General features: G+C 67.7%; 1 pseudogene. It reads right to left on the reverse strand.

The features are described from left to right. Positions 1-217: pseudogene (locus FCU66_RS42490) on the reverse strand (hypothetical protein); the annotation flags it as partial.

The raw sequence follows: 217 nt of genomic DNA on the forward strand, positions 1-217 counted from the left end.
GTGCTCGAGGTCATCGACAGCGTGCGCCGCGCCTTCGGCCATGATTTCGAGGTGAAGATGGGCGATCGTCGCCCTGGCGATGCCGCGGCGGTGGTTGCCAATTCGGATCTCGCCCGCGCCGAGTTCTTGCCGGTCAGGATACGCTCCCAGGCGAGCGCGTCGGCAACGATCTGGTCGAGATCGTCGCGTTGCGGGGTCCAGCCGAGTTCGGCGCGGG

The sequence above is a fragment of the Mesorhizobium norvegicum genome (assembly GCF_004919685.1).
GTDB lineage: Bacteria > Pseudomonadota > Alphaproteobacteria > Rhizobiales > Rhizobiaceae > Mesorhizobium > Mesorhizobium norvegicum.